Consider the following 25,504-nt stretch of genomic DNA (forward strand, 5'->3'; position numbering starts at 1 on the left):
GGTAGAATCAAAACGCCGCTCCAGATCTTTGTTTTGACGCGCAATTTTTTCGAAAAGTGCTGCACACTTTATCGGATTGCGCTTTAGTTTACGGCTTTCTTATCTTTGTCGTCACATCGCCAACTGAAAATTTATCCGTGTTCGGATAATATCAAAACTTCCTGTTGAACTTGAAAAATTCAACAGGCCCAAGGACCCGAGGATTGAACATCTGAAGCTGAAAAGCGGAAAGATTTGTTCGATAAATCCTCGGGTCTCTTCATATCTGGCCTCCATACATTTGCATTATATCACCGCGCAGACGCGTCGTCAGTTGCGTCAGCCAGCTCGTGGCCGGTTGCGCCGCCGGCTGGGGCGCGTCGAACCTGTCAATCCGATAGACCTCGCCGCCGTAGCGCGTGGTGTCGATAAACCGGCAGTCGCCCGACCTGCGCTCATAGACATACACGCCCGCCCGGCCCGACGCTGCCCGAACCTCGCTGTCGGGAAACAGCAACGGCGGCAGAGGCGTGCGACGGCTGCGGCTGTCGGTGCGGTGGACGCTCTTGCCGATCACGATCCAGTCGTCGTCAATATATAGCCCCCGCGCATAGCCGAAGACGCTTAAGAGCCGGCGCGGCCCCTGTCCGGTTTCCAACTCGAACAGGCTGCCCGTCGCCGAGTCCAGCACGTAGAGCAGGCCGTCGCGGCTGGTGACGCTGTGCGGGTCGGTGAAACCGTCGAACAGGACCTCGCCGCTCAGGACGTCGAAGACGCAGCCGATGCGTTTGCCGGTGTTGCGCCGGGCGCCGAACTGCGACGCAACAAGCCGGCCCTTATGGACGCACAGGTCGTTGATATGCAGGGTGTCATTGTCGTCGCTCTGGTTCGGGTTGACGCAGTCGAGCGGCTTCAGGTCGGGGCTGAGGCGCCAGATCTCGTTGCGCGCCGTGCGGACGCTGTAGAGGTGGCCCTGGAAGGCGACCAGGCCGTGCAGGTCGCAATGGAACGGGCCATTGGGCAGGTATATGGCGCGGTTCAGGTTCTCATCGGTGACGGCGAAACTGTAGGCGCGTGACTGCAGAGAGATGATGATCCGGTCGCCCAGCCTGACCCAGCCGGTGGCGCCGCGCAGTTTCGGTTTGAGCCGGTAGGCGGCGGGGGTGATCTTTCCTGTCGTGTCGACCTGGAGCAGGTGGGTGGTGGACTTACCGGTGTTGCACAGGGAAACGAGGAAGGATGGCGGCATCGAAGGACCTTTCGCGGGAAGATTACAAATCCGTAATCCGCCCGCGTGGTGCAAATGGGGTGGCCCTGTTTCAGAAAGATTTCAACTTCGTGGTTCGTGTTGCACGTGTGAAATTAATGGGAGACTTATGGCAATTGTACGACCTCCGCACAGCCTTCTTACCTGCGGCCGGCTAATCTAGGCCCATCGCCGAGGACCCTTGATGGGACACCCGGCGGGTCTAAAAGCGCCAGGAAGACGATGTCGGGATATTAACGGATCTTCCCCCCGGTCCGTGACGCGTCGTCTTCCTGGCCGCTTGTTGTGTGGACGGTCTGAGCCTGCAATTCCCCACAAGCCGCCGAGGATGGTGTCGCCTAAATCGACATTCGGAAGCGGAACACCGTTTCTTCATCCGTCGATTGTACCGTCAGTTCGCCCCCGTGCGCCTTGGCGATTTCGTCCAGGACCAGGGGCACCGCATCGATGCGCTCAATCGCAGCGAGGTCGTTCATAGCGGCACCACGACAGGATGAACCCGCATGTCAAACACAACGAGGCCCGCGGCCATGTCGTTGCGCATTTCGGATGATCAGGCGTAGATTCCGGTCGTTTCCGCTTCAAAACCGAGGGCCTGCGCCGCCGCCACAACCGAGTCGGAACCGGCGACGCTCAGCCGGGCAACGCCGACCGCACGCAGTTGCGCCGCCAGGTTGGTGCCGGCGAACAGATCGGCGCCGTGACTTTCGATCACCCAGTCAGGAAAGCGCGGGGTCACGCCTTCCGACGCCCCAACGAAAACCACCTGTGTCCCCTCGGCCCGCGCGCTTTCGACCATCTCAACGACGGCCGCGCCCGGCAACAGGGCGCCGATGACGATCAGGGCATGACGGTTGGTACTCATGATACTCCTCCTGGAGAACGCGACAGGCCCAAAACTGACGAAACAGGGAGGAAAGCCATCCCCCGTCCGTCCTGGGCGGGGGTGGATGGCTGAATGGGTCCTAAAGGATCACACAACCACCCGACGCCCCGCGGATCGCGGTCGCTTTACGGGCTACGGTTGTTGTGAACATCGAGGTCATGTCATCACGCTAACACGACTCGCGACATGAGTCTATCGCATCGCAACACGATCACGGGCTGTTGAAAGATGGCCGGTGACGCGTTACATCTGATGGTGAGGATTGGGGAATGTTTTCTATGTTGAAACAGGTTGTTCTGGCATCGGTGGCAATGGCGCTGGTCCTCGCGCCGAGCTATGCCTACTGCAGCGATGCGCTCGAATTCGGTCCCGCCGGAACGTGGATCAAGCCGTTGCCCGCCGTGCGCGAGACGAAGCTCGAGCCGGGCGCGCCCGCCGCCTTCCTGGGCATGGATATTCAAAGCCGGTTCGGCGACGGCGACGACCACTATATAGATATCGCGCTAAAGATTTTGACGCCGCAGGGCCTGGCCTTTGGCCGGCCGACGGCCTACTGGAACCCGCAGACCGATACGGTTACCATCCACAAGGTGCATATCCTGCGCGGGGACCAGGTCATCGACGTCCTGGCCCAGGGGCAGACCTTCACCACGTTGCGCCGCGAGAGCAACCTCGACCGCCAGATGCTGGACGGAAACCTGACCGCCGTGCTCCAGACCGAGGGCCTGCAGGTCGGCGATATCCTCACCTATTCCCTGACCATCCACCGCAAAGATCCGGTGCTGCGCGGCAAGTCTGAAACCCTGTCTTCCTACAACAGCGCCACTGCCATCGGCCGCGTCACCTATCGGGCTGTGTGGGACGGCGGTAAGCCGATGCGCTGGAAGGCGACCTCCGACCTGTCCGACATCAAGGTGAAGAAGACGGCGGCTGGCACCGAACTGAGTCTCGAACTGAAGGACTACAAAAGTCCCGAGGCGCAGCCGCGCGTCCCCGACCGCTACAAGCGCTTCGGCCAGTTGCAACTGACCGAATTTGCCTCATGGCCGGATCTGTCGGGCATGATGGCGCCGCTTTACACCAAGGCCTCCACGCTGGCCCCGGAGTCGCCGCTACGCGCCGAGGTCGACAAGATCCGCGCCGCTTACACGACACCCGGCGAGCAAGCGGCGGCCGTGCTGCGGCTGGTGGAGGAACAGGTGCGCTACGTCTATATCGGCGCCAACCAGGGCAACTATGTCCCGGCCGATGCCGATCTGACCTGGCAGCGCCGATATGGTGACTGCAAGGGCAAGACGGCGCTGCTGCTGGCCCTGCTGCGCGAGCTGGGTATCGAGTCCGACGCCGTTCTGGTTTCGACCAAGGGCGGTGACGGCATGAACGAGAGCCTGCCGCTTATCGAACTGTTCGACCACGTCATCGTTCGCGCCGTCGTAGAGGGCAAGACCTACTGGCTGGACGGCACACGCATGGGCGACACACGGCTGGATCAGGTGCCGGTACCGGCCTATGCGTGGGGCCTGCCGGTTAAGGCCGCGGGCGGCGACCTCGTGGCGATCACCCCGCCGTCACCCGCCAAGCCGCTGCAGGAAAAGTCCATGCGTGTCGATGCCTCGGGCGGATTGGACGCGCCGGCGCCCTTCACCGCCGAGGTCATCACCCGTGGCGACCCGGCTTTGGCCATGCACACGGCCATGACGACCTTGTCGAAGGAAGAGTTCGACAAGCAGATGAAAGAGACGATGAAGGACAACGAGGACTTCACGCTCGACACCATCACCACCGACTGGGACGCCGTCACGGGCGAGTTCCGTATCCGGATGGACGGAAAGGCCAAGATGAACTGGTGGTCACCCGGTTCCGGCAAGCCGCGCCAATATGCGATCGATGGGTCCTATGTCGGCGGCGGCTTCGACCTGGAACGCAAGGACGGTCCGGCCAAGGACGCTCCGGTCAGGCTGGTCTTTCCGCACTATGAAAAGACCAGCGCCACCGTCGTCCTGCCGCAGAAGGGCAAGGGCTTCGCCATCGCCGGCGAGGCGATCGACACAACCCTGGCTGGCTATGCCATGAAGCGGAGTTTCCAGCTCAAGGACGGCGTCTTCACCATGGAGGTAAGCGAGCGCACCGTCGCCCCTGAGGTGGCGGCAGCGGAAGTTCTGGCCGCCGAAGCCGAACTGGATCGGCTGGGCAGCACGCAGGTCTATCTCCAGATGCCGTTTGACTACAAAGCGACCGCCACCGATGTCACGGCGGCGGGCAAGGACGACCCCAAGACGGTGGACGACTATGTCGCCCGGGCCGAGACCCGGTGGACCGGTGGCCAGCTCGAGGCGGCAATCGCCGATCTGGACTCCGCGCTAAAGCTGGACCCGAAATCGGCCAAGGCCCTGGTCCTGCGCGGCCAGATCAAGGACAAGGCCAAGGACTACGATGGTGCCCTGGCCGACTATGCCGCGGCCCTGGCCATCGACCGGCGCAATACCAACGCGTATACTGGACAGGCCTTCGTTTACTGGCGGCGCTTGGACTATCCGGCGGCGATCGACGCGGTGACGCGGGTCCTGGACATCAATCCGGCAGATCCGGCGGCGCGCTACCTGCGCGGGCTAATCCTGCTGGAAAAGGGCGACGCCGTTCGGGCCCTGGACGACGCCCTGGCCAATGTCATGATGCAGCCGGACTCCATCGAAGCAACGCTGTTCCTGGCCACGGCGTATCAGGCCAACATCCAGTACGACAAAGCGGTGGAGGTGTTACAGGCCGCTATCACGAAGAACGACAAGGACGCCCGGCTCCATGCCGCCTTGGGTGAGGCGTTCCTGCGTTGCGCCACCCAGGCCGAATGCGACTCCAACCGGCCAAAGGCGGTCGAGGCCTACAACAAGGCCATCGCCCTGGAGCCGTCGGTGGATCTGTATCTGAACCGCGCTCGGGTGCGGCCGGAATCCGAACGTGCCGCCCGGTTTTCCGATATCGACGCCGCCCTGGCACTGCAGCCGGATTCAACCAAGATCCTGCTGACGCGCGGCCAGTTTTACCGGTCGTACAAGGATTACGACCTGGCCCTGGCCGATGCCGACGCCATCCAGGCGCTGGAGCCCGACAGCACGGAGGCCTACAGCCTGCGCGCCAATATCTACGCGGACCAAGGTAATAACGACGCCGAGTTCATCCAGCTGGATAAGGCGCTGGCCTTGAAGCCCGAGGATCCCGACCTGCTCAACAATGCCTGCTGGTCGCGCGCCACTTCTGGCCGCGAACTGGCGAGGGCGCTGGAGCTGTGCAACGCGGCGTTGACGGTCCAACCCCGGTCCGGTCAGGTCCTGGACAGCCGCGGCATGGTCCATTTGAAGATGGGCAAATGGGACGAAGCCCTGGCGGATTACGACGCCGCCGTCACCGTGGCCAATGGCGGCCCCTTCGCCTCGGCCTGGTACGGCCGTGGCATTGCCAAGATGCGCAAGGGCCTCACGAAGGAGGGCAAGGCCGACCTGGCCGAGGCCAGGCGCCAGTCACCCGGTATCGAAAAAACTTACGCCGAGGACGGCATCAAACCTTAAAGCGTGTGCGGGGAATAAAGCTTATGTGGAAACGGATCTTGTGGTCGTCAGCCGCCGGCATCATGCTCCTCGGTGCGCCGGTTACCGGGCTGGCGGCGCAGGTCAAACCGCCGGCGGCGACCTCGCAAAAGGTCGATAAGGCCGCCGCCGCACGGGGCCAAGCCGCTAAAGCTTACGAATGGCTTCAGGCCGGCCAAACAGACCAGGCCAGGATCGAGGTCGAAAAGGCGCTCAAGACAGATCCGCGTTCTTCCGTGGCCTACAGTGTACGCGCCATGATCCGCATGAACTCCAAGGATCTGGACGGCGCCCTGGCCGACCTGACGACCGCCCAGGGTCTGAGCCCAAACGACGCCCAAAACTACTTCCTGGCCGCGGTGATCTATATGCAGCGCGAGGATCTGCCGCGCGCCCTTACGGCCGCGAACAAGGCGGCCGATCTGGCGCCGGATGATGCCATGGCGCAAGGCATGCGCATTGTCCTTCTGGGTGTCACCGGCGATACGGCGCAGGCCGAGGACAAGGCCGTAGCCTGGTTCACCGCGCAACCCAATTCACCGGAAGCCGCGCAGGTTCTTGCCGGTATCTATGCCGAGACCAACCGCTACGACAAGGCCATCGAGGTGGCTCGCGCCGGGATATCCAGGAACCCGGACACTATCGGCCTGCTCGACAGCCTGGCAGAGTACCTCTCAGGGTGCAAGGGCACGATGACGACCTGCGCCGCCCAGCGCAGCGAAGCCGGAACCGTTTACGGCAAGGCTGTCGCCGCGGCCCGTGCCGGCGTTGCGCGACAACCCGATCATGTAGAAGGCCTCGACGATCTGGGGCAGCGCCTCACCGAGTGCAAGGACACAACCGTGCCCTGCGCCACCCAACGCGCCGAGGCGCTGGAGGTGTTCGGCAAGGCGATCGCCAAGGCGCCGACGGCCGATCTTTATGTTCGCCGCTCGCAGGCCCGTCCGCAGACGGACCGAGACGGCAAGTTTGCCGATCTCGATGCCGCCCTGGCGCTGGAGCCGGATTCGGAGTTCATTGTGGTGACCCGCGGCGCCACCTATTATAATTACAGGGAGTACGACAAGGCTCTGGTCGATATCAACGCGGCCATCGCCATGGACCCGGAAGACGACGAAGCTCTTTCCTTGCGGGTGCGCCTGTATGAGCGCAATGGCAATCTCGACGGCCAGCTCCAGGACCTCGACGCGCTAACCCGGATGCTGCCCGACACGGCTGAGCACTTCAATGCGGCCTGCTGGCTGCGCGCCACCCATAAGCGCGAACTGGACAAGGCTCTGGAGCAATGCAATGCGGCGATCACCCTCAAGCCTGCTGACCGCGCCATGACCGACAGCCGCGCCATGGTGTACCTGCAGATGGGCAAATGGGACGAGGCCATCGCCGACTATGACGCAGCCATGGCGGAAAAAACCTATGCCATCGGTCTCTACGGCCGTGGTATCGCCAGGCTGGGCAAGGGACTGAAGAAGGAAGGCAAGGCCGACATCAAGGCCGCCCGCAACCTCGACAAGACGATCGAAACCACCTTTGCCGGTTACGGTATCGGCGACACGCCCAAAAAAATGAAGGCGGGAAAGCGCCTCTGAGGAAACGCCTTCCCGCCCGTTTGCCGCGTCCATCCGGCGGGAAGGATACGACAATCTCGTGAAGTGTAAGGTGAACTAGTGCGTATGGTCCTTGGTTTTATCAACCGCCTCGTCAGTCCACTTGTCGATCTGACGTTCGGCCTCATCCTGAGCCACGCCATAGCGTTCCTGGATCTTGCCGGACAGGATTTTGCGGTCGCCTTCGATCACGTCGAGGTCGTCATTGGTCAGCTTGCCCCAGGCCTTCTGCACGTTGCCGCGCACTTGGTCCCAGCTGCCTTCAAGTCGATCACGGTTCATAGCTAACTCCTATAAATTCAGTGGCTTGTAAGGGCTACAGAGTTACCGTTGCGGACCTAAAGTTTCGAGGTCTTAAGGCTTCGGTTCCATAAAAAGGCCATAAGCCTTGCCAGATCGATCTATATTTGTATGATGACATACAAATAAACTGGGAGACGTTCATGACCAAGATTACGCGCCGCCATCTGGTCGCCGCTTCCGTGCCCCTGGCTCTGGCCAGTGCCGTGCAGGCGGCCGAGCCCGTCCCCGCGGTCGAACGCTGGGGCATTTTCGAACAGGCCTTCGAAGGACCGAAAAACGGCAATCCGTTCGACGACGTCGCGCTGTCGTCCGTCTTCCGCAGCGGCGAGCAGAGCCTGACCGTACCTGGCTTTTACGACGGAAACGGCGTCTACAAGGTGCGTTTCAGCCCGCCGCAGACCGGTGACTGGGCATGGCGGACCGTGTCGAACGTACCGGGGCTGAACAACCGCACAGGTGCGCTTTTGGCAACGCCGCCTTCGCCCGGCAATCATGGCCCGATGCGGATCACGCCCGACGGTTATCACTTCGCCTATGCCGACGCCACGCCCTACCGCCAGATCGGCACCACCGCCTATGCCTGGGCCCAGCAGTCCGATGCCCGCTGTGCCGAGACCCTGGCCACGCTGAAAGCCTCGCCGTTCAACAAGATGCGGATGTGCGTCTTTCAGAACGTCGCCGCCGAGCCGATCGAACCGTTCGCTGTTACTGGCAAGGGTGACAAGGACTGGGACCCGTCGCGGCTGAACCCCTTGTTCTTCCAGCGCTTCGAAAAACGTGTGGCGCAACTTCTGGAACTGGGTATCGAGGCCGACATCATCCTGTTCCACCCTTATGACAGCAAGCACGGCTATGGCGATATGGCCCGCGCCGACGACGAACGGTATCTGGCCTATGTGATTGCGCGGCTGGGCGCCTATCGCAATGTGTGGTGGTCGCTGGCCAACGAGTTCGACCTGGTCAAGACCAAGTCGCCGGCCGATTTCGATCACCTGGGCCAGTTCGTGATGGACCACGACCCGCATGACCGGCTGCGCTCGATCCACAACTGCAAGGCCATTTACGACAACACCAAACCGTGGATCACCCACAGCAGTATCCAGAACGGCTCGGCAGTGACCGACGATACGCGCGCAGAGATCTACCGCAGCATCTGGGAGAAGGCGGTGATCTTCGACGAGGTCTGCTACGAAGGCAAGATCGAACTGCGCTGGGGTAACCTGAGCGGCGAAGACGTGGTAATGCGGTTCTGGCACGGCCTGATCGCCGGGACCTATGTCGGCCATGGTGAGACCCTGACGGCGCAGAACCTGAGCGCGGACGATTCGTGGACCGGCAAGGGCGGGAAACTTTTGGGTGAATCCGCGCCGCGCCTGGCGTTTTTGAAACAGGTCATGGAGGATGGGCCGAAACCCGGGATCGATCCGGTCGACAAGTGGTGGGACCGCCACATCGGCGGCCGGGCGGGTCAGTATTATCTGCGTTATTTCGGGGTCGAGGCGCCTTCGGAGTGGGCCTTGAACCTGCCGAAGAACGAGTTGGTGGGCGGTGAGCAGTTCCGGGTGGATGTGTTGGACACGTGGAACATGACGGTGACCCCGGTCGACGGTGTGTTCACGGTTCAGAAGAAGAACATGTACGACTTTTTTGATCCCGCGCGGCCGGTTGTGGCCCTGCCTGGACGCAAGTGGATGGCGGTTCGGGTGGTAAGGGTTTGAACCACGAACCACACGAACGGACACGAACTTCAGGACATGTTGGAGACTTCCGCGAAGCGGCATTTACATCAAGTGGGTCCACAGATTACACAGATTACGAGGGATTAAGAATAATCTGAGCTAATCTGTGAAATCTGTGGATCCCTTTTCTTGAAGGCGCCGCTCCGCGGCGGGTTCGGGTACTCCCTAAAGTTCGTGTCCGTTCGTGTGGTTCGTGGTCAAACCCTTACCGTCGTTTGACCCATTCCCAGACCGTGGTAGGTTCCGTCCAAAATAACGGAGGATCGCCATGAAAGCCCTGCCCATGATCGCCGCCCTGGCGATGACCGCGTGTGTCGCCACCACCGCCCCGGCTGACCCCGTGACCATCGAAACCGGCCAGGTCCGCGGTGTCGCCGCCGATGGCGTTGAAGCCTTCAAAGGCATCCCCTTTGCCGCCCCGCCCGTCGGAAGCTTACGCTGGCGCGCACCGCAGCCCGCCGCCAAATGGTCCGGAGTCCGTGACGCCAAGGCCTTCGGTGCCGACTGCATGCAGGAACCTTTTCCTGGCGACGACGCGCCGCTGACCGTCAAACCGGCCGAAGACTGCCTGTACGTCAATGTCTGGCGGCCTGAGGGCGCCAAGGGAAAACTGCCGGTCATCGTCTGGATCTATGGCGGCGGCTTCGTCAATGGCGGCACCTCCCCCGCCGTCTATGACGGCTCGGCCTTCGCCCGCGACGGCGTCATCTATGTCAGCTTCAACTACCGCCTGGGCCGGTTCGGCTTCTTCGCCCACCCGGCCCTGAGCCAGGCCGACGAGGACAAGGGCTTGCTTGGCAATTATGGCTATCTCGACCAGATCGCCGCCATGCGTTGGGTTCAGCGCAACATAACAGCCTTCGGGGGCGACCCCGCCAATGTCACGGTGTTCGGGGAATCGGCCGGCGGCGGTTCAGTGCACAACCTGATGACCTCGGGCGAATCGAAGAACCTGTTCGCCCGCGCCATCATCCAGTCCGGCGGTGGCCGCGGCAACCTGATGGGCGCGCGGCGAATCCGTGACGACTTGCCGACCGCGCCATCGTCAGAGACCCTGGGCGTCAACTTCGCCAGGCAACACAATATTGCCGGCACGGATGCTGCGGCCCTGACGGCGTTGCGCGCCCTGCCCGCCGAAACTGTAACGGCCGGGCTGGGCCTGCACACCATGGGCCAGGCCGGCGACACCTACGGCGGCCCGACCCTTGATGGCCGTATCGTCAAAGAGGTGCCACAGGAAGCCTATCTCAATGGCCGGTACAACAAGGTGCCGGTGCTGGTCGGCGCCACCCGCGCGGATATCGGCCGGTTCTGGGTCAACACGCCCGACGAAGCCTATGCCAGTTTCGGCGCCCGTGCCGAGGCGGCGAAGGCCGCCTATAGCGGTGACCTGCAGACCCTCAATGCCGATATCGGCATGGACCGGCTGATGATCGAGCCGGCGCGCTTCGTCGCCGCAACCCTGACCGCTCAGGGCGTGACGGCGTGGCACTATCGCTTTTCCTATGTCGCCGAATCGCGTGCGTCCGAGTGGAAGCGCGGCGCGCCCCACGCCACCGAGATTCCCTATGTCATGGACACCCTGCCGGGCAAGTACGGCACGGCGGTAACGGCAAAGGACGCCGCCATGGCCAAGACAGCCCATGCCTATTGGGTCAATTTCGCCAAGACGGGTAACCCCAATGGCGCTGGATTGCCGGTTTGGCAGGCCTACGATCCGGCGACTGACCCGATCCTGGATTTTGCCCTGGACGGCACGGCCAAGCCAGGGCCCGATCCGTGGAAGGCGCGCCTGGACGTGACGGCGGCGATCGCGCCTAAGTCACAATGAGAGTGTGACTTAGCTTCTCTGACGCCTCACGCCAAAAAGTGGCGGCCACTTTTTGGCGTGAGGCTAGAAAAGAGCCTTAGTGGCCTTGGGTTCGGGCGCGCACCAGCCCTGTTCGCCCAGATGCGAGGTGAATCCCACCCTCTTGTCGTCGATGGCTTCGGCGTAGAAGCTGCCACGCGTCCGATCCAGCGTAATGCGTAACGCGTCACCGCCCTTGGTCGTCATATTGACCAGGCTGTAGGTGCTGGGGCTGACCCGTGCCTGACAGCTGATGTCTTGGCAGACGGTATCGCGGACGAGTGATGTGTGAGCCGGATCGACGAAGCGGAACTGAAAGCTGGCCTCTTCGTCGGGAAAGACGGGTGACGGCACGATGGCGATGTAGAAGATGCCGGTGGAGACCGTCTTTTTGCCCCGCGACGTCGTTGTCTCGCACTTGAGATTGATTTCGGCGGGCGGCGGCGGATTGATGACCACAACCTCTTGCGCCGGAGGCGGAGGCGGCGGGGGTGGAGGAACCTCCGCGATATGGACCGGGGCGTGGGTCGTATGAACAGGCGCCGGATCAGGATGCGCTGCGTGGACCGGCGGGGCTTCGACGTGTGCCGCTGCCGTCGGCGTCAGCGCCTTGGCCATATCGGGACTCAGCGGCGTACCACCGCCCAGTTGGGTATAGGGTATGGGCGCGTCAGGCAACTTCGGCGCCGGAACAGCCGGTTTGGGTTTGGCTTTGCGCGGCTTGGGTTTCGGTTTCGGTGTGGCCTCGGCATCGCCTTCACCGGTATAGGGATGGCCGGACCCTTCGGCCAGAACGGGCGACGCCATGGCCAGCGCCGCAGTCAGCAGAAGGGCAAGGACTGATCTCACGCCTCTTCCTCGAATTTGTTCTCGACCAGTTCGATCAGGGCGGCGACGACGGCCTGCGCCTGGGGGCCATCGGCTTCGATTTCGATAGTCGAGCCCTTGCCGGCGGCCAGCATCAACAGGTCGAGGATCGAATCACCGTCGACCCGGTTGCCGTCCTTAGTGACGAAGACGCGCGTGTCGTCATAGTTCGACACCAGCTTGACGAACTTGGCGGAGGCGCGGGCGTGCAAGCCTTTGTTATTGCAGATCTCGACTTCGGCACGAATGGGGGCGCTGACGGACACGGCTATTTCACTCATCGGGGCGGACCTTTCGTCAGGTGCCGGTGTTATTTTCGGGCAAAAACCATGAGCGAAGGGTTAATGGAAATCAATATGGTCTTATGGAACGGCCAAAAGAAGAAAAGATTTACCACGGAACGCTCGGAAACGCCGCTATGCGGCGACACGGAAAAAGGCACGGAATTACGGTTGAATAATCTTCCGTGCGAAGCGCCTTTTGTTCGCGTACGATAGGAAGGCGCTTCGCGCGGATCAGTGCAAAATTTCAGTGTTTTCCGTGTCGCCGCGCAGCGGCGTTTTCGTGCTTTCCGTGGTCCCCTCTTAAAACCGACGAGACATCACATCAGATTCCTAGCTGTCACCCGACAGCACGTAGGACGCCACGGTCACGTATTTACGACCCGCTTCCTGGGCATGGCCGACGCAGGCGTTCAACGGCTCATTCTTGCGCAGCGACGCAAGCTTGATCAGCATCGGCAGGTTCAGTCCGGCAATCACCTCGGCCTTGGTCTGTTCCATCACCGAAATGGCCAGGTTCGATGGCGTCCCGCCGAACATGTCGGTCAGCAGGATGACACCATCACCCGTGTCATTGCGGAAGGTCGCGTCCAGGATATCCTTGCGGCGCTGGCTGACATCGTCCTCAGGCCCGATACAGATCGCCGTCACCTGGGTCTGTGGGCCGACCACATGCTCCATCGCAGCGACGAATTCATCCGCCAGCTTGCCATGGGTGACGATCACCAAACCGATCATATTGCGCCTAGCCTCGATACTTACCCGCGCCGGGGAGCGGCAATCTAGCCCCGAACGCTTCGCACTGCAAAAAAGTTTTTTGAACGACAGCAATTTCCGCGCCATCGACGCGGGGTGTACCATTCATGTAACTATAATCATTGTGAACAAAGCATGAATATTCAAGTGATCACAGCGAACGCAATCGCGTGATCAGCCGCGGCACGGCGGAGGCTTCGCGCGGATTGAGTCGCAGGGTCGGGACGTTGTGTCCCAGAATGGCTGTGATCTCGCCCTCTGGCGCCCTGGGGCCTTCGGATTGCGCCAGAACGACCAGGTGCAGACGCGTCAGGGTACGGAAGGCTGTGGGGTCGGGAACGGCCGGTGTGGCATAGAGATGGCCGCCGGACGACCAAAGCGCGGTGTGGTCGTCGCAGATCAGCATCAGACCCTTTTCGACGGCGCGCACGGCCATGTCGCTCTTGCCGACGCCCGAAGGCCCCAGGATCAGAACACCCTTCCACGCACCCCCGGACAGGAGGCTCAGGGTGGTGGCGTGAACGACGAGTTTACTCATGGACCTGCAATAAGGTAACGGGGTGTGGGGCCAAAGAACGTATCTTGGGGCCCCGCGTCTTTCTTATCTTTTCTTTTCCCTAGCCCCAAGGGGCGGGGAAAAGAAAAGATAGGAAGAAGAGTTGGGGCCACAGGCCCCCATCGCTCGCAAAAGCTATACTTTTGCTTCGCTATACCCATTACATTGTTGGAAGGGCGATGAGGAACCTCGCGCCCACGACATTCCCCTCGCCATCCGTCCGGTTTTCCGCCCAGATCCGCCCGCGATGCGCTTCAACGATCTGACGCGAAATCGAAAGCCCCAGACCGGAATTGCGCCCGAAACTCGTACCCTTGGGTCGTGACGTGTAGAACCGCTGGAAGATCGTCTCGAGATTATCCTCCGGTATCCCCGGACCATCATCCTCGAACCGGATCAACACCGGCAGCGCCGCGTCACCGTTCGTCAACGTCACCCGCACCTCGCCTCCCTCCGGCGAAAACGACCGCGCATTGTCGATCACATTGCGGAACACCTGGCCCAGAGGGCCTTCCCGGCCGCTGACCGTCGCCTGCGTCCGTTCGCGCACCAGAACCACCCCGACCTCGCCCGGCCGGTCGCCCTGGCCATACAGCGACACGATGTCGTCCAGCAGCGTTGCGACCTCCACCGGCCGGGGCGTATCCCGCGACAGCTCAGCGTCCAGCCGCGAGGCATTGGAAATGTCCGTAATCAAGCGGTCCAGCCGGCGGACATCCTGGTTGACCACGCCCAGAAGCCGCTCCTTGGCCTTGTCGTCCTTGACCAGTTCCAGGGTTTCCAGCGCACTTCGGATCGAGGTCAGCGGATTCTTGATCTCGTGTGAGACATCGGCCGCAAACCGGTCGATCTCTTCCATCCGCCGCCACAAGGTATCCGTCATGCTTTCCAGCGACCGCGCCAGGGTCCCGATCTCGTCCTTGCGCTCCTCCAGGTCGGGCAAGGAGATCGCCCGCGTCTGGCCGGTCCGCACGCTGTCCGCTGCCGCCGACAGCCGCTGGATCGGCCGTGACACCAGCCAGTTCAGCAGCAGCGAAGAAAACAGGGTCACCCCCAAGGCCACCAGGATGAACGGCAACATGGCCAGGCGCTGCGCCTGCACAATGCTCTCGAAGTCGTCGCGCTCAATGGTCAGCACACCCAAAACCTGCTTGACCCGGCGAAGCGGCACCGACACCGACACGACCTTCACGCCGCGGTCGTTGCGCCGCACCGTCGCCACCTCGGCGCCGGCCAGGGCCATCATCACCTCCTGGCGCAACTCGGCTTCGGCTGCCTTGCGCACGGCCGCCTGGCCGGCCGAGGCGTCCTTGGACGGTGCCTTGCCCGCTTCCTGGGCCGGCGGCAGTTCAATGACCTCGACCGTATCCATGACCAAGGCTGAATCGACAATCGGATTGCCCTGCTCATCGAACAGCCGGGCGCGCTGCTCCGCCGGAATGAACCGGGCCAGCAGCTGAGAGGCATAGTGCTGATCGAGATATGGCTCCGGCACGCCCGAGGTCGCCGCCTCGGCAATCACCTCGCTCATCTGCAAAGCCTGGGCGGTCAGTGACTCCTTCTGGGCGGTGATCAGACCCTGGCGCAGCTCATTGAGCACCAGGGCACCGATCACCAGGACCAGAAGGCCGACAATGTTCAGCCCGAAAATCAGCCGTCCCAGCCGCGACTGGCCGAACGGCAGCTTCTTGTACCAGGGCTTTGCGGACATTCAGAAGGTTTCCAGACCAGATACTCCAAAGTGCTAGCACTTTGGCAAGGGCGCCAAAGAACGTCGTTGGCCGCCCGAGCTTTCGCGAGGAGCCATGCGGCGCTTGAGCTAAATCTCGCGATACCGATAACCGACGCCGTACAGGGTCTCGATCGAATCGAAGGTGTTGTCGACGGCGCGGAACTTCTTGCGCATGCGCTTGACGTGGCTGTCGATGGTGCGATCATCGACATACACCTGGTCGTCATAGGCCGCGTCCATCAGGTTATCGCGGCTCTTCACGAAGCCCGGGCGCTGGGCCAGGGCATGCAGCAGCAGGAATTCGGTAACGGTCAGCCGCACCGGCTTGCCGTCCCAGGTGCATTCGTGGCGCGCCGCGTCCATGACCAGCTTGCCGCGCTTCAACGACTTGGCGTTCAGCGCCTCGGTCACTTCCGGCGCCTCGCCCTGCTCGACAATGCCGGCCCGACGCAGGACCGCCTTGACGCGCTCCAGCAGCAGACGCTGCGAGAACGGCTTGTGCATATAGTCGTCGGCGCCGAGATTAAAGCCCAGGACCTCGTCGATCTCATCGTCCTTGGAGGTCAGGATGATGACCGGCAGGTTTGATGTCGCGCGCAGGCGTCGCAGCACTTCCATGCCGTCCATGCGCGGCATCTTGACGTCCAGGATGGCCAGGTCGGGCGGATCCTTTTCCAGCGCCTGGAGGCCAGCAGCCCCGTCATAATAGGCCTGGATGGTATGGCCGCCGCTTTCGAGCGCCAGGGACACGCTGGTCACAATGTTCTCGTCGTCGTCAACCAAGGTAATTCTGGCCAAAGCTCGTCTCCATTTCGGCAGGTGGAACCTGCGATACATAATCCGATTGCGCCGGATTTCAATCAAACCCGAACGCGCCCGCGTCCGTAACTAGTGATCACATCCTACGCGCGTTCTTTTCAAGGCGTCAACGCGGCTGCAATTCGGTCTTATTGGGGCAATGATGAGACCTCAATGATGCCTTAATGCCTATTGTGTAAGTTTTGAAAGAATATCCGCTTTGCGAGTACATTATGTCGAGTTCCGGCCGTAATCAGGTTCACTACGAAGTCTTCAGCCGCAAGACGCCGGCTTCGTCGTGGGTGCTGCAGATGGCGACCGAAGACCGCGCCCTGGCGCTGCAGAACGCCGAAGACATGATGCCCCACTCCGCCGGGGTCAAGGTCAACAAGGAGATGATGGACGCCGGGACCGGCGAGTTTTCCAGCGCCACCATCTTCAACAAGGGCGCCCCCGAAGCCAAACGCAAGGTCAAGCTGGCGCCCGAGACCGATACCATCTGCGTCACCCCCCAGGATCTGTACAATCTCCACGCCCGCGAAAAGATCGCCCGGCTGCTGGAAGACTGGCTGAAACGCAACCAAATCACGCCCTTCGAACTGCTTCACCGCCCCGACCTTGTCGAGAAGCTGGATGCCTCGGGCACCGAACTGCAGCACGTCGTGCAAAAGCTGGCCATTCCGGAATCGCAGGAGACCGGCCAGGACCTGCATGACCTGATGCGGCGGTGGCGCGCCCTGATCGACAGAGCCTGCACCCGCGTCATCGAAGACGGCCGGCGTAAGGTCTTCCCCGAAGTCGATGCCGCCAATTTTCTCGCTGTCGTCGACAAACTGGATGACCATGGCGAACGCGCCTATGTCCTGGGCGGCGGCATCTGCAAGTTCATCGCCAAGACCGCCAACAGCGGTCCGGCCGCCAAGCTGGGCGCCCTTCTCACCCTGGGCAAGCAACTGAGCGAAGACCTGGGTGGCCGCGAATGGGCGCTTCAGGTGCTGGAAGTCCCTGTGTCGGAGCTGTTCGGCACCCGTACCTCGATGAATGAACTTCTGGGCTACGAGGCTGACCTAGGCGATGCCATGGCGGTGATGACTCGAATGGCCGCCGGCCCCGCAGTCGACCTGATCGCCAAGATCGATCCGCGCGTCGGCAAGATGATTCCGCCGTTGACCGGCGCCCTTGCTGGCTATCACGAACTGATGGCCAAGGACTGCTTTCCGCACCTGAGCCAGAACATCTCCAAGCGGCTGATGACCGAGCTGAAGGGGCCGCGGCGACTGAAGCCCGGCAACCCCGAGGCAGAGATCGAGACCCTGCGCGCCCTGGCCCTGTGCCTGACCGCTGCCGGCAAGGAACAACACGAGCGCGACGACATCAAGGAAGCCTTTATCGAGCGCTCCAAGATGCTGGTCTCAACCGATTTCGTCGAAAGCCTCACCCGTTCCGGCAAGACCTCGGCCGAAGAGGTCGAACGCCTGATCTGGCTGTGCGAAAACGTCGTCGGCGCCTCGAACAAGCGCCAGGCGGCGCGATGGGTCATCTCGGCCGTAGGGGCGCTCAAGTTCGAGCGTGACATGCGCGATACCAACACCTCGGCGGCGCACCGGCTGCAACTTCTGGCCCATATGCAGCGGCGCATTAAGAACGCCGCCCTGATGGAAAAGGACACCGAAGAGGCCTGCACCAAGCTGGGCCAGGTCGGCGGCATGATTGCGCAGGACGTGCAGCTAATCCCGCATCTTCTACGCGCGCCGGGCGGTCCGGTGCAGAAACTGACCCTGCTTCTCGGATTTGCCTCCGGCATGGCGGCGCCTCTCGGTTCGGTCAGCGACCAGGCCAAGACCGAAGCCATGAAACTGTTCCGCATGCCGGAACTGCGGCAGATGCTGGGTGAGAATCCCAACGCCCTTGCGGAACTGAAGCCCATGATGGTCGCGGCCGGGATGGCGGCTTAGCGCCGCTTACGCTTTACGCGGCGCTCTTTAAGGCCTCGGGCTGGACCCGGGCGATCAGGGCGGTGAGCTCCGCGACCTCGGCTTCGCTGAGATCGCTCAGCGGCGTGCGCACCGGACCGGCCGGCCGACCGATCACCTGCATGCCCGCCTTGACGATGGAGACAGCGTAGCCCTTGCCCTTGTTGCGAAGGGCAATGTACGGCATGACAAAATCGCGCAGACCGGTCAGGACCGCCTGCTGGTCTTCCGCGCGCACCGCGTTGTAGAAGCCCAGCGCCCAGTCCGGCAGGAAGTTGAAAATGGCCGAGGAATAGGTGGTCACGCCCATCTTCAGATAAGGCGCGGCGAAGGTTTCCGCCGTCGGCAACCCGCCGATATAGGTCAGGCGGTCCCCCATGCGGGTGAAGATGCGGGTCATCAGCTCGATATCGCCGACCCCGTCCTTGTAGCCGACCAGGTTGGGATTGCGGTCACACAGGCGCGCCAGGGACTCGTCTTCGATAATGCCATTGTCGCGGTTGTAGACAATGACACCCAGCTTCGTCGCTTTACAGACGGCATCGATATGGGCTTCGAAGCCGTCCTGCTTGCCGCTGATCAGATAGGGCGGCAACAGGAGGATGCCATCGGCGCCGCTCTGCTGCGCTGACTGGGCCAGTTCGATGGCGATCTGGGTTCCGTACCCGCAGCCGGCCACCACCGGCACCTTGCCGCGTGTTTCCACCACGGCGGCAGCCACGACATCGCGGACTTCGGTCAGGCTCAGCGAAAAGAACTCCCCCGTGCCGCCGGCGGCGAACAGGCCGGCCAGGGGCTTTTCCAGCATCCAGGCGCAGTGGTCGCGATAGGGGGCTTCGTCGAAGCGGTTATTGGCATCGAAGTGGGTCACCGGGAAGGACAGCAGCCCCGTACCAATCGTATGCGCCATCTCCTTGGGGCTGAACCCTGCCATTACGGCCTCCGTGTAAACATGTCGTTGTGGTTGACGCCAACGCTACCGACAAGCCCGGTCACGGTCCATGACAAAGGCGGCATCGATCGATGCGTGGAACGCAATGAAGGGTGCGATCTTGTGCTCCCAAAGCCGAAAAATCTGTGCCTAATTACAGATAACGAAATCATCCGGATGGCCAGGCGGATTGCCAGCGATACACGGGTGGTATGAATGCAGCGAGTGAAATATGACCCCGTCCGATGCGATCCCCGCACCAAAACCGTCTTACGCCCGCTACTGGCTGATCGCGCTTTTGTTCGTCATCACGACCATCAACTATGCCGACCGATCGACCTTCTCCATCGCCGGTTCGGCGGCGTCGGAAGCGCTGAACCTGTCGCCGGTCCAGATGGGGTTTATTCTGTCGGCCTTCGGCTGGGCCTATGTCGCCGCCCAGGTGCCGGGCGGCGCCTTGCTGGATCGCTTCGGCGTCAAACGTGTCTATATCGGCGCCATTGTCCTGTGGTCGATCTTCACCGCCCTTCAGGGTTTCGTCGGCTTTATCGGCGGATTGTCGATCGTGGGGTCTTTGTTTGCCCTGCGATTCCTGGTCGGCTTGGCCGAGGCGCCATCGTTTCCCGGCAATGCTCGTATCGTCGCCGCCTGGTTCCCGGCGGCAGAACGCGGCACCGCCTCTGCCATCTTCAATTCGGCGCAGTATTTCGCGCTGGTCGCCTTCGCGCCGCTGATGTCGTGGCTGGTGCATGATTTCGGCTGGCGCAGCGTCTTTTTCTTCATGGGCGGGCTGGGCATCATTGCCGCGATGGTCTTCGCAAAATTCATCACCGGTCCGGACAAGCACCCGATGGTCAATGGCGCTGAGCTCCAGGTTATCCAGGCCGGCGGCGCCGTTAGCATGGAGGCCCGCGTCGCCGGTACCAAGGGCGGCTTCAGCCTGGCGCGGCTGAAGTTCCTGCTGACCAACCGCATGCTGCTGGGCATCTATCTGGCCCAGTACTGCATCAACGTCCTGACCTATTTCTTCGTCACCTGGTTCCCGATCTACCTGGTCAAGGAACGCGGGCTGAACATCATCCAGGCCGGTTTCGCCGCCGCCGCCCCGGCCCTTTGCGGCTTTATCGGCGGCCTGGCCGGGGGCATCATCTCCGACTACCTGCTGAAAAAGACCAACAATATAAGCCTGGCGCGCAAGATCCCGATCTTCATCGGCATGGCGCTGGCCCTGGCCATCATTCCCTGCGCCTGGGCCGGCCAGGAATGGGTGGTCATCGCGCTCATGGCGGTCGCCTTCTTCGGTAAAGGTATCGCCTCACTGGGCTGGGCCGTGGTGTCGGACGTGTCGCCGAAGGAGTTCATCGGCCTGACCGGCGGGGTGTTCAACATGTTCGGCAATGCCGCGGGGATCGTCACCCCGATCGTTATCGGCTATATCGTTGCGGCGACCGGTTCGTTCGACGGCGCCCTGATCTATGTAGGCATCCATTGCGTGGTGACCATGCTGGCCTTCGGGCTGATCACCGGTAAGATCGCCCGCCTGAAGATCGACTGAGGCCGCCATGATCCACCGTCGCGCCCTGCTGCTCAGCGCCTGCGCCGCTGCCGTCGCCCTGCCGGCCCGCGCTTCCGCCGTCGTCATCGATACCCCGATGCCGCCGCCCGACTGGGCGCTGCTGCAGCGCGAGGCCCTGCGGGTACAAAGCGAAGCCGTCGAGGCGTTTTACGGCAAGTATTTCGACGACCGTGGCTATTTCCAGTGTTTCGAACGCTGGGGCGCCAATGACGGGCCGGACGATGCCATCGAGAACTGCAATGACTGGCCACACCTGCATGCCCTGGGCGGGTCCGACCGCGTGCTGGAGCTGTACAAACGCGCCTGGGAAGGCCATCTCAAGCAATATACCGAGGCGCGAACCGTCGAGACGCCGATCGCGCGGGACGGCATGTATCATCGCGAATTCCCGGTGATGAACGACTGGCAGCACCTGTCGGAAGGGCTGTCGGTGTTCAACATCATGGGACTGTCCGACCCGCACGACGCGAAGTTTCAGGACCGCGCTCGCCGCTTTGCCGGATTTTATACCGGCGAGGACAGGCATGCGCCAAACTATGACCGCAAGCGCAAGCTGATCCGGTCGATGATCAACGGTTCCAAGGGGCCGATGTTGCGCAAGGCGACCGCCTTGGACTGGGCCGGCGATCCGTTCGATCCGTCGGGCTTCTTCATGGAGCACGGCGAATCGACCTATCAGGAAACCCTGGATCACTATGTCGACTATACCGATGTCGTTGGCGACAGCCCGCTGAACCTTCAGGCGACCGGCCTGGTGATGAACGCCTACATGATCGCCGGCGAGCGCAGGTACCGCGACTGGATCACCAACTATCTCGATGCCTGGATCCAGCGGGCAAAGGCCAATGGCAATGTCTTGCCCAGCTTCGTCGACCTGAAGGGACGGATCGGCGGCCGCAAAAAGCAGTGGTACGGCAATGTCTATGGCTGGGGCTTTTCGCCGATCGACCCGACCACTGGCAAGCGCGAAGACCGCAACCGCGTCCCGCGTGCCATCGTCGCTTTTTTGAACGCCTATGCGCTGACCGGCGACGACAAATACCTTCAGGTTTGGCGCGACCAGACCGACGCCATCAATGCCCAAGCGCGCACGGTGGATGGCGTGGTCCAGACCCCGACCATGTACGGCCCCAAGGGCTGGTACAGCTATAAGCCCGGCCTTTACCGAACGAACGGTCTGGACATCTGGTACATGTCGATGCGGGCGACCGATCTGGCCCGCGCTGACAGCGATCATCCGTGGGTCAACTACCTGCAAGGGCGCAATCCCGGTTATCCGGCGGCAGCTTTCCGCGACACGCTGGAGGCCGTGCGCAGAAGAATGGATGTGCTGAGCAAGGACACAACCACGCGCGAGACGCGGCTGGCCGATGCCCTGTTGAAGTATAATCCGGCGACGGTCACGCCGTTGCTGCATTTGATGTGCGGCGCCATTCACATCGCGCGGCCGCCGTGGTCGAAGACATCACCCGCCCAAGGCGGCGCACTGTTGTATGCCCGGCTGCGCTACTTCGATCCGGTACGCAAACGGGCCGGCATTCCTGAGGACGTCGCGGCTCTGGTCAGCGCCTTGTCGGATGAAGCGACGACAGTGACTCTGGTCAATACCCATCCGTTCCGTACACGGACGGTTGTCGTCCAGGCCGGCGGTTATGGCGAGCATCAGTTTACTGGTATGGCGGTTGGCGGGGTGGAGACGACGCTGGGCGCCAATCAGGTGAGCCTGGACCTGGCTCCGGGTTGCGGCGCTGAGGTGCGGTTCCGCCACCGCCGCCATGTCAATGCGCCAACCCTGCTGATGCCGTGGGATCGAGTGGCCTAACCCGCCGTCCAGCCGCCGTCGACCATGACCGAACTGCCTGTCATCAGGGTCGAAGCGTCCGACGCCAGCAGCAAAAGTGCGCCACTCAGTTCATCCATGCGGCCGAGACGCCCGAGCTTTATCCGGCTCAGCACAAAATCGCGCGTGCCCGGCGTGTCCAGGATCGGCCGCGTCAGGGCCGTATCAATAAAGGTGGGGCAGATCGTATTGACCCGGATGCCCTGGGTTGCCAGGTCGATGGCCATACAGCGCGTCAGGCCTTCCAGCCCCCATTTCGAAGCGCTGTAGAGACAGCGTCCAGCGCCACCGACATGGCCCATCTGGGACGAGACATTGATGATCGAGCCCGGACGACCGGCGGCGATCAGGCCGTTTGCCACGGCCTGGGCCACGAACAAGGCCGCCTTCAGGTTCAGGTCCAGCACGGCGCCGTAGTCGTCTTCGGTAATGTCCGTGATCGGACGAATGCGGTTGGTGCCGGCATTGTTCAACAGGATGTCGAACGGTCCACGCGCCGCGATCTCCGTCTGCATGCGTGGAATATCGCCGACATCGAGCGCGAAAGCCTCGGCTTCGAAACCGGCCGCGCGGATCTCGGTCGCCACGGCCTCGACCTCGTCGGCGGACCGGGCGCACAGGGTGACCTTGGCGCCCGCCTGGGCAAAGATCGCCGCCGCCGAAGCGCCGATGCCGCGCCCCGCTCCGGTGACCAGGGCGGTTTTGCCGTCCAGCCGGAACGAGGGTAGCGGCGGCAGGCTCACGGGAAGACCTCAAACAGGCCGGCCGCGCCCATGCCGCCGCCGACGCACATGGTGACGACGACATAGCGGACACCGCGGCGGCGGCCTTCGATGAGGGCGTGGCCGACCATGCGCGCACCCGACATGCCGTAGGGATGGCCGATCGAAATCGCGCCGCCATTGACGTTCAACTGTTCCGCCGGAATGCCCAACCGGTCGCGGCAATAGATAACCTGGACAGCGAAGGCTTCGTTCAACTCCCACAGGCCAATATCGTCCATCGACACGCCGAACTTTTGCAGCAGGCGCGGAATGGCGAAGACCGGGCCGATGCCCATCTCGTCGGGCTTGGTGCCCGCCACTGCCATGCCGACATAGCGGCCTAACGGGTGTAAACCCCGGCGCTCGGCCAGGCTGGCCTCCATGACCACGCAGGCCGAGGCGCCGTCGGATAATTGGCTGGCATTGCCGGCGGTGACCGTTCCGCCAGGGAGGGCGGTTTTCAGAGCGGCCAGGCCTTCGGCGGTCGTATCAGCGCGGGCACCTTCATCGCGGCTCAGGGTGATTTCGCGTTGGCTGGTTTTGCCGGTCGTCTTGTCGGTGACCTGCATGGTGGCGGTCATCGGCACGATCTCGGCATCGAAACGGCCGGAGGTCTGCGCCGCGGCGGTGCGTTGCTGCGATTCCAGGGCATAGGCGTCGCAGGCCTCTCGGGTTATGCCGTAACGCGCGGCGACGATTTCGGCCGTTTCCAGCATCGGCATGTAGGCGTCGGCCTGCATCGCGGCCAAAGCTGGGTCGGCATCGATGCGCAGGGCTGGCGTCTGGACCTGGGAGATGGATTCGACCCCGCCGGCGACGACGATATCCATGCGGTCGACAATGACCTGCTTGGCTGCCGTGGCGATGGTCATCAGGCCCGATGAACATTGCCGGTCGAGCGTCATGCCGGGGACGTCGACCGGGAAGCCGGCCCTAAGCGCCGCCATCCGGCCGATGGTCTGTTGGGAGCCCTGCGGCAGAGAGCAGCCCAGGATACAGTCCTCGATCTGCGCGGCGTCGATGCCGGCGCGCGCCACCGCGGCCGTCAAGGCATGGGCGGCCAGGGTGGGCGAGGGGGTCAGGTTGAACGCGCCGCGATAAGCCCGCCCGATCGGGGTGCGGGCGGTGGCGACGATGACGGCTTCTCGGTTCATTTCGCCATCACCTCATCGGCGGAGGTCAGGCCGGCGCTCAAGACTTCGCGTTCGGCCTGGAAGAAGCCGTAGGCTGGGACGAAGTCGCCACCGCGGTCGGAAATGCCGTCCCATTGGGCGATGGCCTGTTCGCCGGCATCGTTGGCTGCGCCGATAAACCGGCCCTGCGACAGGGTGATTTCGGCGCGAGCGAAATGGCCGGCGCCGGCGCAGACAATGGCGCGGGTGGGGGCTTCGTCGCGGACCAGAGGCAGCAGGGCCGGGCTGACGCGGGACGGATCGAGCAGGTCCAGGCTGGCGGCAGACAGGACGGCGCGCGTCATCTGCGTGGCGGCTGAGGGCGCCAGGGCATTGACCCGGATGTTGTATTTTTCGCCTTCGATGGCCAGGGTCTGCATCAGCCCGACCACGCCCATCTTGGCCGCGGCATAGTTGGCCTGGCCGAAATTGCCGTACAGACCCGACGACGAGGTGGTCATGACAATGCGGCCATAGCGCTGCGCGCGCATGATGTCCCAGACGGCCTTGGTGCAGATGACGGCGCCCATGACGTGCACGTCCAGCACCAGGCGGAAATCGTCCAGGGTCATCTTGGAGAAGCTCTTGTCGCGCAGAATGCCGGCATTGTTGACCAGAATGTCGATACGGCCCCAACAGTCCATGGCTTGATCGACCAGGGACGCGATGGCGGCTTCGTCGGTGACCGAAGCGGCAATGGCGATGGCCTCGCCACCGGCGGCGGTGATTTCGGCGGCGACCGCGTCTGCGGCAGCCTGGGTGAGGTCGTTGACGACTACCTTGGCGCCCTGCCCGGCCAGATATAGGGCATGGGCCCGGCCCAATCCTCCGCCCGAGCCGGTCACAATGGCCACGCGTCCTTGAAGCAACATGCATTATCCTCCGAATATTCTGTGACTCCGCTTACGTCCTCCTCCCCTGTTTACGGGGGAGGTGGATCATGGCGTAGCCATGAGACGGAAGGGGCTATTCCACTGACAGTAAGCCCCACCCACGGCTTCCTTGCGCTTCGAGCGCAATTCGCTCTTCGCTCACCCCCCTCCCCGC

General features: G+C 62.6%; 21 protein-coding genes. 7 read left to right on the forward strand and 14 right to left on the reverse strand.

The genetic code is table 11. From position 1 onward, the window contains the following. Positions 1–259 precede the first annotated feature (259 nt). From ABI_RS01240 to ABI_RS01245, 3 genes are all read right to left on the reverse strand, one after another. Positions 260–1,228, reverse strand: a complete 969-nt coding sequence (locus tag ABI_RS01240; RefSeq protein WP_006270982.1) for a DUF4915 domain-containing protein — start codon at positions 1,226–1,228, stop codon at positions 260–262. 356 nt (positions 1,229–1,584) lie between these two features. Beyond that, positions 1,585–1,722 (reverse strand): hypothetical protein, encoded by a 138-nt coding sequence (locus tag ABI_RS24815; protein WP_006270983.1) that lies wholly within the window; start codon positions 1,720–1,722, stop codon positions 1,585–1,587. 77 nt (positions 1,723–1,799) lie between these two features. Beyond that, complete coding sequence (locus tag ABI_RS01245; protein ID WP_006270984.1) at positions 1,800–2,111, reverse strand: cysteine hydrolase family protein; 312 nt, start codon at positions 2,109–2,111, stop codon at positions 1,800–1,802. Between the two features lie 299 nt (positions 2,112–2,410). On the opposite strand from ABI_RS01245, the gene ABI_RS23325 reads away from it, so the two are divergent. Continuing rightward, positions 2,411–5,695 (forward strand): tetratricopeptide repeat protein, encoded by a 3,285-nt coding sequence (locus ABI_RS23325; protein WP_169313699.1) that lies wholly within the window; start codon positions 2,411–2,413, stop codon positions 5,693–5,695. Positions 5,696–5,718: 23 nt separating this feature from the next. Beyond that, positions 5,719–7,302, forward strand: a complete 1,584-nt coding sequence (locus ABI_RS01255; protein ID WP_006270986.1) for a tetratricopeptide repeat protein — start codon at positions 5,719–5,721, stop codon at positions 7,300–7,302. A gap of 75 nt (positions 7,303–7,377) precedes the next feature. On the opposite strand, the gene ABI_RS01260 is transcribed toward ABI_RS01255, so the two are convergent. Beyond that, a complete protein-coding gene (locus ABI_RS01260; RefSeq protein ID WP_040308474.1) occupies positions 7,378–7,602 on the reverse strand; it encodes a CsbD family protein in 225 nt (74 codons plus the stop codon). Between the two features lie 161 nt (positions 7,603–7,763). Between ABI_RS01260 and ABI_RS01265 the strand changes: the two genes are divergently transcribed. Continuing rightward, positions 7,764–9,341 carry a DUF5060 domain-containing protein gene (locus tag ABI_RS01265; RefSeq protein WP_006270988.1) on the forward strand — a complete coding sequence of 526 codons (1,578 nt, stop codon included), beginning with the start codon at positions 7,764–7,766 and terminating at the stop codon, positions 9,339–9,341. Between the two features lie 289 nt (positions 9,342–9,630). Continuing rightward, a complete protein-coding gene (locus ABI_RS01270) occupies positions 9,631–11,193 on the forward strand; it encodes a carboxylesterase/lipase family protein (RefSeq protein ID WP_006270989.1) in 1,563 nt (520 codons plus the stop codon). A gap of 63 nt (positions 11,194–11,256) precedes the next feature. Here the strand turns inward: ABI_RS01270 and ABI_RS01275 are convergent, their stop codons facing one another. From ABI_RS01275 to chvI, 6 genes are all read right to left on the reverse strand, one after another. Next, positions 11,257–12,060: a hypothetical protein gene (locus ABI_RS01275; RefSeq protein ID WP_006270990.1), complete on the reverse strand. Its 804-nt coding sequence runs from the start codon at positions 12,058–12,060 to the stop codon at positions 11,257–11,259. Beyond that, positions 12,057–12,359, reverse strand: coding sequence for an HPr family phosphocarrier protein (locus ABI_RS01280; protein WP_050808164.1), 303 nt, complete (start codon positions 12,357–12,359; stop codon positions 12,057–12,059). Before ABI_RS01280 ends, ABI_RS01275 begins: the two co-directional genes overlap by 4 nt. A 333-nt stretch (positions 12,360–12,692) precedes the next feature. Next, a complete protein-coding gene (locus ABI_RS01285) occupies positions 12,693–13,097 on the reverse strand; it encodes a PTS sugar transporter subunit IIA (RefSeq protein WP_006270993.1) in 405 nt (134 codons plus the stop codon). 169 nt (positions 13,098–13,266) lie between these two features. After that, positions 13,267–13,653, reverse strand: a complete 387-nt coding sequence (locus ABI_RS01290; protein ID WP_006270994.1) for an HPr kinase/phosphorylase — start codon at positions 13,651–13,653, stop codon at positions 13,267–13,269. A 178-nt stretch (positions 13,654–13,831) separates the two neighbouring features. Then, entirely contained in the window at positions 13,832–15,382 is a 1,551-nt protein-coding gene (gene chvG, locus ABI_RS01295; protein ID WP_006270995.1) for a two-component sensor histidine kinase ChvG, read from the reverse strand. Positions 15,383–15,490: 108 nt separating this feature from the next. Next, entirely contained in the window at positions 15,491–16,201 is a 711-nt protein-coding gene (chvI, locus tag ABI_RS01300; protein WP_006270996.1) for a two-component response regulator ChvI, read from the reverse strand. Positions 16,202–16,434: 233 nt separating this feature from the next. On the opposite strand from chvI, the gene ABI_RS01305 reads away from it, so the two are divergent. Further along, positions 16,435–18,156, forward strand: coding sequence for a hypothetical protein (locus ABI_RS01305; RefSeq protein ID WP_006270997.1), 1,722 nt, complete (start codon positions 16,435–16,437; stop codon positions 18,154–18,156). Positions 18,157–18,169: 13 nt separating this feature from the next. On the opposite strand, the gene kdgD is transcribed toward ABI_RS01305, so the two are convergent. Further along, positions 18,170–19,108: a 5-dehydro-4-deoxyglucarate dehydratase gene (gene kdgD / locus ABI_RS01310; protein WP_006270998.1), complete on the reverse strand. Its 939-nt coding sequence runs from the start codon at positions 19,106–19,108 to the stop codon at positions 18,170–18,172. A 229-nt stretch (positions 19,109–19,337) separates the two neighbouring features. Here kdgD and ABI_RS01315 point away from each other — a divergent pair, with 229 nt between their 5' ends. Both ABI_RS01315 and ABI_RS01320 read left to right on the forward strand, forming a co-directional pair. After that, positions 19,338–20,660, forward strand: a complete 1,323-nt coding sequence (locus ABI_RS01315) for an MFS transporter (protein WP_006270999.1) — start codon at positions 19,338–19,340, stop codon at positions 20,658–20,660. A gap of 7 nt (positions 20,661–20,667) precedes the next feature. Next, positions 20,668–22,503, forward strand: a complete 1,836-nt coding sequence (locus ABI_RS01320; RefSeq protein ID WP_006271000.1) for a DUF8034 domain-containing protein — start codon at positions 20,668–20,670, stop codon at positions 22,501–22,503. Here ABI_RS01320 and ABI_RS01325 read toward each other — a convergent pair. The 3 genes from ABI_RS01325 to ABI_RS01335 are packed head-to-tail and all read right to left on the reverse strand — an operon-like array spanning position 22,500 to position 25,329. Beyond that, complete coding sequence (locus ABI_RS01325) at positions 22,500–23,264, reverse strand: SDR family NAD(P)-dependent oxidoreductase (RefSeq protein ID WP_006271001.1); 765 nt, start codon at positions 23,262–23,264, stop codon at positions 22,500–22,502. The two genes, ABI_RS01320 and ABI_RS01325, sit on opposite strands and share 4 nt — an antisense overlap. Beyond that, positions 23,261–24,439, reverse strand: coding sequence for an acetyl-CoA C-acyltransferase (locus ABI_RS01330; protein ID WP_006271002.1), 1,179 nt, complete (start codon positions 24,437–24,439; stop codon positions 23,261–23,263). The genes ABI_RS01325 and ABI_RS01330 overlap by 4 nt, the downstream gene beginning before the upstream one ends. Next, positions 24,436–25,329 carry an SDR family NAD(P)-dependent oxidoreductase gene (locus tag ABI_RS01335; protein ID WP_006271003.1) on the reverse strand — a complete coding sequence of 298 codons (894 nt, stop codon included), beginning with the start codon at positions 25,327–25,329 and terminating at the stop codon, positions 24,436–24,438. The genes ABI_RS01330 and ABI_RS01335 overlap by 4 nt, the downstream gene beginning before the upstream one ends. Positions 25,330–25,504 lie beyond the last annotated feature (175 nt).

Origin of the sequence: Asticcacaulis biprosthecium C19 (assembly GCF_000204015.1) — a bacterium.
In the GTDB taxonomy this organism is placed as follows: Bacteria; Pseudomonadota; Alphaproteobacteria; order Caulobacterales; family Caulobacteraceae; genus Asticcacaulis; species Asticcacaulis biprosthecius.

What these genes read in the sequence shown, in the direction of transcription:
- ABI_RS01240 (WP_006270982.1), bottom strand. Translation starts at nt 1,228, where the DNA reads ATGCCGCCATCCTTCCTCGTTTCCCTGTGCAACACCGGTAAGTCCACC.
- ABI_RS24815 (WP_006270983.1), bottom strand. Translation starts at nt 1,722, where the DNA reads ATGAACGACCTCGCTGCGATTGAGCGCATCGATGCGGTGCCCCTGGTC.
- ABI_RS01245 (WP_006270984.1), bottom strand. Translation starts at nt 2,111, where the DNA reads ATGAGTACCAACCGTCATGCCCTGATCGTCATCGGCGCCCTGTTGCCG.
- ABI_RS23325 (WP_169313699.1), top strand. Translation starts at nt 2,411, where the DNA reads ATGTTGAAACAGGTTGTTCTGGCATCGGTGGCAATGGCGCTGGTCCTC.
- ABI_RS01255 (WP_006270986.1), top strand. Translation starts at nt 5,719, where the DNA reads ATGTGGAAACGGATCTTGTGGTCGTCAGCCGCCGGCATCATGCTCCTC.
- ABI_RS01260 (WP_040308474.1), bottom strand. Translation starts at nt 7,602, where the DNA reads ATGAACCGTGATCGACTTGAAGGCAGCTGGGACCAAGTGCGCGGCAAC.
- ABI_RS01265 (WP_006270988.1), top strand. Translation starts at nt 7,764, where the DNA reads ATGACCAAGATTACGCGCCGCCATCTGGTCGCCGCTTCCGTGCCCCTG.
- ABI_RS01270 (WP_006270989.1), top strand. Translation starts at nt 9,631, where the DNA reads ATGAAAGCCCTGCCCATGATCGCCGCCCTGGCGATGACCGCGTGTGTC.
- ABI_RS01280 (WP_050808164.1), bottom strand. Translation starts at nt 12,359, where the DNA reads ATGAGTGAAATAGCCGTGTCCGTCAGCGCCCCCATTCGTGCCGAAGTC.
- ABI_RS01285 (WP_006270993.1), bottom strand. Translation starts at nt 13,097, where the DNA reads ATGATCGGTTTGGTGATCGTCACCCATGGCAAGCTGGCGGATGAATTC.
- ABI_RS01290 (WP_006270994.1), bottom strand. Translation starts at nt 13,653, where the DNA reads ATGAGTAAACTCGTCGTTCACGCCACCACCCTGAGCCTCCTGTCCGGG.
- chvG (WP_006270995.1), bottom strand. Translation starts at nt 15,382, where the DNA reads ATGTCCGCAAAGCCCTGGTACAAGAAGCTGCCGTTCGGCCAGTCGCGG.
- ABI_RS01305 (WP_006270997.1), top strand. Translation starts at nt 16,435, where the DNA reads ATGTCGAGTTCCGGCCGTAATCAGGTTCACTACGAAGTCTTCAGCCGC.
- kdgD (WP_006270998.1), bottom strand. Translation starts at nt 19,108, where the DNA reads ATGGCAGGGTTCAGCCCCAAGGAGATGGCGCATACGATTGGTACGGGG.
- ABI_RS01315 (WP_006270999.1), top strand. Translation starts at nt 19,338, where the DNA reads ATGACCCCGTCCGATGCGATCCCCGCACCAAAACCGTCTTACGCCCGC.
- ABI_RS01320 (WP_006271000.1), top strand. Translation starts at nt 20,668, where the DNA reads ATGATCCACCGTCGCGCCCTGCTGCTCAGCGCCTGCGCCGCTGCCGTC.
- ABI_RS01330 (WP_006271002.1), bottom strand. Translation starts at nt 24,439, where the DNA reads ATGAACCGAGAAGCCGTCATCGTCGCCACCGCCCGCACCCCGATCGGG.
- ABI_RS01335 (WP_006271003.1), bottom strand. Translation starts at nt 25,329, where the DNA reads ATGTTGCTTCAAGGACGCGTGGCCATTGTGACCGGCTCGGGCGGAGGA.